We start from the raw sequence: 6,057 nt of genomic DNA, 5'->3' as shown, positions 1-6,057 counted from the left end.
TTTGTTTATAAGCTCAATAGAAGATATTTTGGAGAAAAAATATTTGATAGGCTTATTATCGCTAGCATTACTGCTAATGGACATTAAACGGATATGCAACTACATAAATATTAATTTTAAAAAAAATCAACAAATAGATTAAATAATAACTTAAAATTAGGACTACAATAATCAAAATTATGTATTTTTAAATTTTGAAAAACAAAACGGTTATGAGTGAAATTAAATGGGTTAAAGTCAAAGATTATGAGGACATTACCTATAATAAATGTAACGGAGTTGCTAGAATAGCTTTTAATAGACCAAATGTTAGAAATGCATTTAGACCAAAAACAACAAAAGAATTATACGATGCTTTTTACGATGCGCAAGAAGATATTAATATTGGAGTAGTATTATTATCTTCTGAAGGACCTTCAGCTAAAGATGGTGTGTATTCATTTTGTTCTGGAGGAGACCAGAAAGCACGTGGAAAACAAGGTTATGTAGGAGAAGACGGTTACCATAGGTTAAATATATTAGAAGTACAGCGTCTCATTCGCTTTATGCCAAAAGCAGTAATAGCTGTTGTTCCAGGTTGGGCAGTTGGAGGAGGACACAGTTTACATGTTGTTTGCGATTTAACTTTAGCAAGTAAAGAACATGCAATATTTAAACAAACAGATGCAGATGTTACTAGTTTTGATGGAGGTTATGGTTCTGCCTACCTTGCAAAAATGGTAGGGCAAAAAAAGGCAAGAGAGATCTTCTTTTTGGGTCGTAATTACTCTGCTCAAGAAGCTTATGATATGGGAATGGTTAATGCTGTAATTCCACATAATGAATTAGAAACAACAGCCTACCAATGGGCTCAAGAAATACTAGAAAAATCACCAACCTCTATAAAGATGCTTAAATTTGCAATGAATTTAACAGACGATGGCATGGTTGGACAACAAGTATTTGCAGGTGAAGCAACACGTTTGGCTTATATGACAGATGAAGCTAAAGAAGGACGTGATGCCTTTTTAGAAAAACGTAAGCCTAATTTTCCAAAACAATGGATACCTTAAAAAGTAGGCAGTAAACAGTCTTCAGTAGGCAGTAATTAGTTAGACTTAAAAAAGTAGGCAGTGTTCAGTCATCAGTTGGCAGTCACTGTATTCTATAAATTGTAGAAGTTCCATAAACAGTGTCTTTTCCTTCGGAAAAGAGTCAGAAAAGGAAAAATATAACAATAGAAAGCACCAACCTTTGCGCCTTAACGCCTTTGCGAGAAAATAAAATTATAAAAACAATAACATTGAAAATAAAACATTGGCTTGCAGCAGCACGTTTAAGAACTTTACCATTATCGGTTTCTGGAATTATTGTAGGCTGCGGTTTGGCAGATTTTCGTCAATTTCAATTTGGATTTTTACATGCTGATATTGTAGAAAATTACTCGATTTTTATTCTAGCCATTCTAACAACAATAGGTTTCCAAATCCTCTCAAACTTTGCAAACGATTATGGAGATGGTATAAAAGGAACAGACAAAAATAGATTAGGAGAACAACGTTTAGTAGCTTCTGGTATTATTTCGCCAAAACAAATGAAACACGCTATGGTTATTACAGCAATATTAACATTAATAGTTGCCATTACATTAATTTACACAGCCTTTGGGCAAGATAACTTTGGTTATTCAATATTATTTTTAATTCTAGGAATTGGATCTATTGTTGCAGCAATAAAGTATACAGTAGGTGAAAATGCTTATGGATATTCTGGTTTTGGAGATATATTTGTGTTTTTATTTTTTGGATGGTTAAGTGTTGTTGGTAGTTATTTCCTATATACCAAAACAATACATTGGGATTTGTTTTTACCCGCAACAACAATAGGTTTGTTAAGTATTGCAGTATTAAACTTAAATAATATGCGAGATAGGATTGAAGATATTAAAGCAAATAAAAACACATTGGTAGTGAAAATGGGAAGCCAAAAGGCTAAATTATACCATTATGCTTTAATTATAGTGGCATTAATTTGTGCTATTATATATGTTCATCTTAATTATTTTTCGCCAAAACAATATCTGTTTTTAATAGCATTTATTCCATTAGTGCTTAATATAGTTATGGTTGCAAGAAATATTATTCATAGAGAATTAGATAGCGAGTTAAAAAAAGTAGCTTTAAGTACTTTCTTGTTTGCTGTACTTTTTGCTATTTTTGCGGTGTAGATGAAAGCAACTTACCAAAAATACCTTCTTAATTTTAAACAACCAAGTGGTACATCTCGTGGTATTTTAAAAACAAAAGAAACGTGGTTTATTATTTTATCTTCTCAAGGTAAAAAAGGTATTGGAGAATGTGGTATTCTTAGAGGATTGTCTATTGATGATAGACCAGATTACGAAATGCAACTTAAATACACTTGCGAGAATATAGATAAAGGTTTAAATTTTCTTTTAAAAGAAAATATAGAATTCCCAAGTATTCAAATAGGCTTAGAAATGGCTTTTATGTCTTTTGACGCTAAAGATAATTTTGAATTATTTCCTTCAAAATTCACTAAAAATCAAGCTTCAATTCCTATTAATGGTTTAATTTGGATGGGAACAGAAGCCTTTATGAAACAACAAATTCAAGATAAAATTGAAGCTGGTTTTAAATGTATTAAACTTAAAATAGGAGCAATAGATTTTGAAACAGAACTTGGACTATTAAAAAACATTAGAACCCATTTTAGCGAAAGCGATATAGAACTGCGTGTAGATGCCAATGGCGCTTTTAGTCCAGATAATGCTTTAGAAAAACTAAAACGACTAAGGGATTACAAATTACACTCTATAGAGCAGCCAATAAAAGCTGGACAGTTTGATGAAATGAAAAAGCTATGCGAACTAACGCCTTTACCAATTGCTTTAGACGAAGAACTAATAGGTGTTTTTTCTACAGAAAAGAAAATAGAATTACTACAAACAATAAAACCACAATACATTATCTTAAAACCTAGTTTTATTGGTGGCTTTGCAGGAACAGATGAGTGGATTGCTTTAGCAGAAAAACAAAATATTAACTGGTGGATTACAAGTGCTCTAGAAAGTAATATTGGCTTAAGTGCAATCGCGCAATACACGTATTTAAAAAACAATAAAATGCCACAAGGTTTGGGTACAGGAGGTCTTTTTGCTAATAATTTTAAATCGCCTTTACAAGTAAAAAATGGTACATTGTACTATAGTATTAATCATTGGAATTTTAATTTATAATTATGAACTATATACAACAGGCCTATAAAGGAGTTAACGAATTTTGGATGTTTTTAATTACAAGCGTCGTTGTATCTGGTATTTTTGTAATTAATTTTATTATATATCTTCTTGTTTCTAAAGAAGACATGGAAGCACTATATGAAAGTGCTAAAAGTATTCCTGCTAATACTTCTTTGGTTATAAATTTGGTACCATTTGCGTTCTTGCTTGGTTTATTATTTTTACTTGTAAAGTTTATGCACCAACGTAGTCTTTTATCACTAACAACTTCGAGACTTAAAGTAGATTGGAGTAGAATACTATTTTCTTTTATTTTAATTGTTATTCTAACTATAACCTCTTTTACAGTGGCTTATTATATGGATCCTAGTGCTGTAGAGTTTCAGTTTAATGCTAGTAAATTTGCTGTTTTGTTTATTATTAGTATTATATTATTTCCGTTTCAAATTGGTCTTGAAGAATACTTGTTTAGAGGCTATTTTATACAACAAATAGGCATATTAGTTAAAAACAGATGGTTTCCGTTACTTTTTACTTCTGTTCTTTTTGGTATTGCACATAGTGCAAATCCAGAAGTTGCAGAAATGGGTTTAATAGTAATGATTTTTTATATTGGAACTGGTTTACTTTTGGGTATTATGACTTTAATGGATGAAGGATTGGAACTTGCTTTAGGATTTCATTTAGGTAATAATCTATTAGCGGCATTACTGGTAACTTCAGATTGGTCTGCATTGCAAACTGATGCTGTATTTAAGTACACAGCGGAAGAAGCTAACACAACGGCTTTAGAAATTCTTATTCCGGTCTTAGTTTTTTATCCTCTAATTCTTTTTATTCTTTCTAAAAAATATGGATGGACTAATTGGAAAGATAAACTTTTTGGAAAAATTGTAGAGCCACCAAAAGAAAACTACAAAGTATTAGATTAATAAAAGCAAATGCTAAGTTTCGAAACAGTTCACGAATGTTTTAAGTATAATGGCAAGCATTATAATTCAAAGGCTTTAAAAAGTTTTGCGCTAAAGTTGACTAAAAGTGAGCAATCTTATAACAAAGATATTGGTGCGTTTTTATTACTATGGCAAGATCAACTTAATACAATAGCTCTAAAAACCTCTGGTTCTACAGGAATTCCAAAAACAATTGTTATTGAAAAGCAAGCCATGGTAAATAGTGCCATTGCCACTGGAATTCATTTTAATTTACAACCAAGTGATAGCGCTTTGTTATGTTTACCTGCACATTATATAGCAGGTAAAATGATGCTAGTTCGTGCACTAATTCTAGGTCTTGAGATTGATAGTATAGAACCAAAATCTAGCTTGCAAATAGATACCAATAAACAGTATCATTTTACTGCAATGGTACCTTTACAGCTTGAAAACAATCTCGATAAACTTAGTACTATAAAAATAGTTATAGTTGGAGGAGCTAAAGTGTCTTCAGCTTTAAAAAGTAAAATACAAGGATTAAAAACATCGATTTTTGAAACTTATGGTATGACGGAAACTGTTTCTCATATTGCTGTAAAACAATTAAATAGTGTTTCTAAACAAAAATATTTTAAAACATTACCAAATATAGAAATTTCTCAAAACGATAAAGACTGTCTTATTATTTATGCACCTCGTGTTTCTAAAAATAAAATAATAACCAACGATGTTGTAAAGCTGCATTCTAAAACTGAATTTGAGTGGCTTGGTAGAGCAGATACTATTATTAATTCTGGAGGTATAAAAGTATTTCCTGAGCAAATAGAAAATAGTTTGAGTAGTAAAATTAAGAATCGTTTTTTTATAGCTTCAGAAGAAGACAAAATTCTTGGAGAACATGTTATTCTTATTGTTGAAGGTGAAGAGGTTAACATAACAGATGCTATGTTCTTAGAACTGAGTTCATTTTCTAAGCCTAAAAAAATATATTACCTACCAAAATTTGTTGAAACCACTTCTGGGAAAATTCAGCGTAAAAAAACGTTACAATTATTGCAATAATGTGTAACATTACCTTCTAATTAACTACTAACAAAATAAAATCAATATTATGAATTTTATAAAACGTGTATTTTCAACAGTCATAGGCATTTTTGTTTTTCTAATGCTCTGTTTCGGTTTTTTATTACTTATAGGTGTGCTTTTCGGCTCGTCTGCTAACGATAATGTAGTGGTTGAAAACAACTCTGTATTGGAACTTAAATTAGATTTCCCAATAAAAGACTATGCTGCAAAAACAACTTTTAAAGACTATGCTTTTTTAGATGAAAATAAAAAAAATGGACTTTTCGATCTTATTTATGCTATAGATTATGCAGCTACAGACGAAAACATTAAAGGAATCTCGATAGATAATAATTTTGTAACGGCAGGAATGTCTCAAACAAAAGCATTAAGAGATGCACTTTTAAAATTTAAAACGTCTGGTAAATTTATAGTCTCTTATGGAGATGTTTACTCTCAAAAAGATTATTACTTAAATTCTGTTGCAGACACTTTATATATTAATCCTGTTGGAGAAATGGAATTTAAAGGCTTATCTACAGAGCGTTTATATTACAAAGATTTTCAAGAGAAATCTGGTATTAAAATGGAAGTTATTCGCTTAGGTAAATATAAAAGTGCGGTAGAACCTTATTTAGAAAATGAAATGAGCGATAATAATCGCGAACAAATAAGTGCATATTTAAATGGTATTTGGAGTGAAGTGAAAAAGGAGGTCTCAGAAAGTAGAAATATTTCAACAACAGAATTAAATAACATTGCAGACAACTTACTTTCAAGAACTCCAGAACTTGCAGTTAGTTCTGGTTTAATAGA

Annotated in this window: 6 protein-coding genes; all 6 read left to right on the top strand. The window is 30.6% G+C overall.

The features are described 5' to 3' along the window. Window positions 1–212: 212 nt before the first annotated feature. Window positions 213–1,052 carry a 1,4-dihydroxy-2-naphthoyl-CoA synthase gene (locus tag Q0C58_RS03145; protein ID WP_290697412.1) on the top strand — a complete coding sequence of 280 codons (840 nt, stop codon included), beginning with the start codon at window positions 213–215 and terminating at the stop codon, window positions 1,050–1,052. Between the two features lie 230 nt (window positions 1,053–1,282). Continuing rightward, window positions 1,283–2,206 carry a 1,4-dihydroxy-2-naphthoate octaprenyltransferase gene (gene menA, locus Q0C58_RS03140; protein WP_290697410.1) on the top strand — a complete coding sequence of 308 codons (924 nt, stop codon included), beginning with the start codon at window positions 1,283–1,285 and terminating at the stop codon, window positions 2,204–2,206. Further along, entirely contained in the window at window positions 2,207–3,238 is a 1,032-nt protein-coding gene (locus tag Q0C58_RS03135; RefSeq protein WP_290697408.1) for an o-succinylbenzoate synthase, read from the top strand. A gap of 2 nt (window positions 3,239–3,240) precedes the next feature. Further along, window positions 3,241–4,173 (top strand): type II CAAX endopeptidase family protein, encoded by a 933-nt coding sequence (locus Q0C58_RS03130; RefSeq protein ID WP_290697406.1) that lies wholly within the window; start codon window positions 3,241–3,243, stop codon window positions 4,171–4,173. A 9-nt stretch (window positions 4,174–4,182) separates the two neighbouring features. Further along, window positions 4,183–5,238 carry an AMP-binding protein gene (locus Q0C58_RS03125; RefSeq protein WP_290697404.1) on the top strand — a complete coding sequence of 352 codons (1,056 nt, stop codon included), beginning with the start codon at window positions 4,183–4,185 and terminating at the stop codon, window positions 5,236–5,238. 49 nt (window positions 5,239–5,287) lie between these two features. Next, a partial coding sequence (locus tag Q0C58_RS03120) for a S49 family peptidase (RefSeq protein ID WP_290697401.1) occupies window positions 5,288–6,057 on the top strand: 770 nt, incomplete at its 3' end.

The organism is Lacinutrix sp. (assembly GCF_023299985.1).
Lineage (GTDB): Bacteria > Bacteroidota > Bacteroidia > Flavobacteriales > Flavobacteriaceae > Lacinutrix.
Note: the sequence above shows the minus strand (reverse complement) of the source record. Positions and strands in the feature narration are given on the sequence as shown.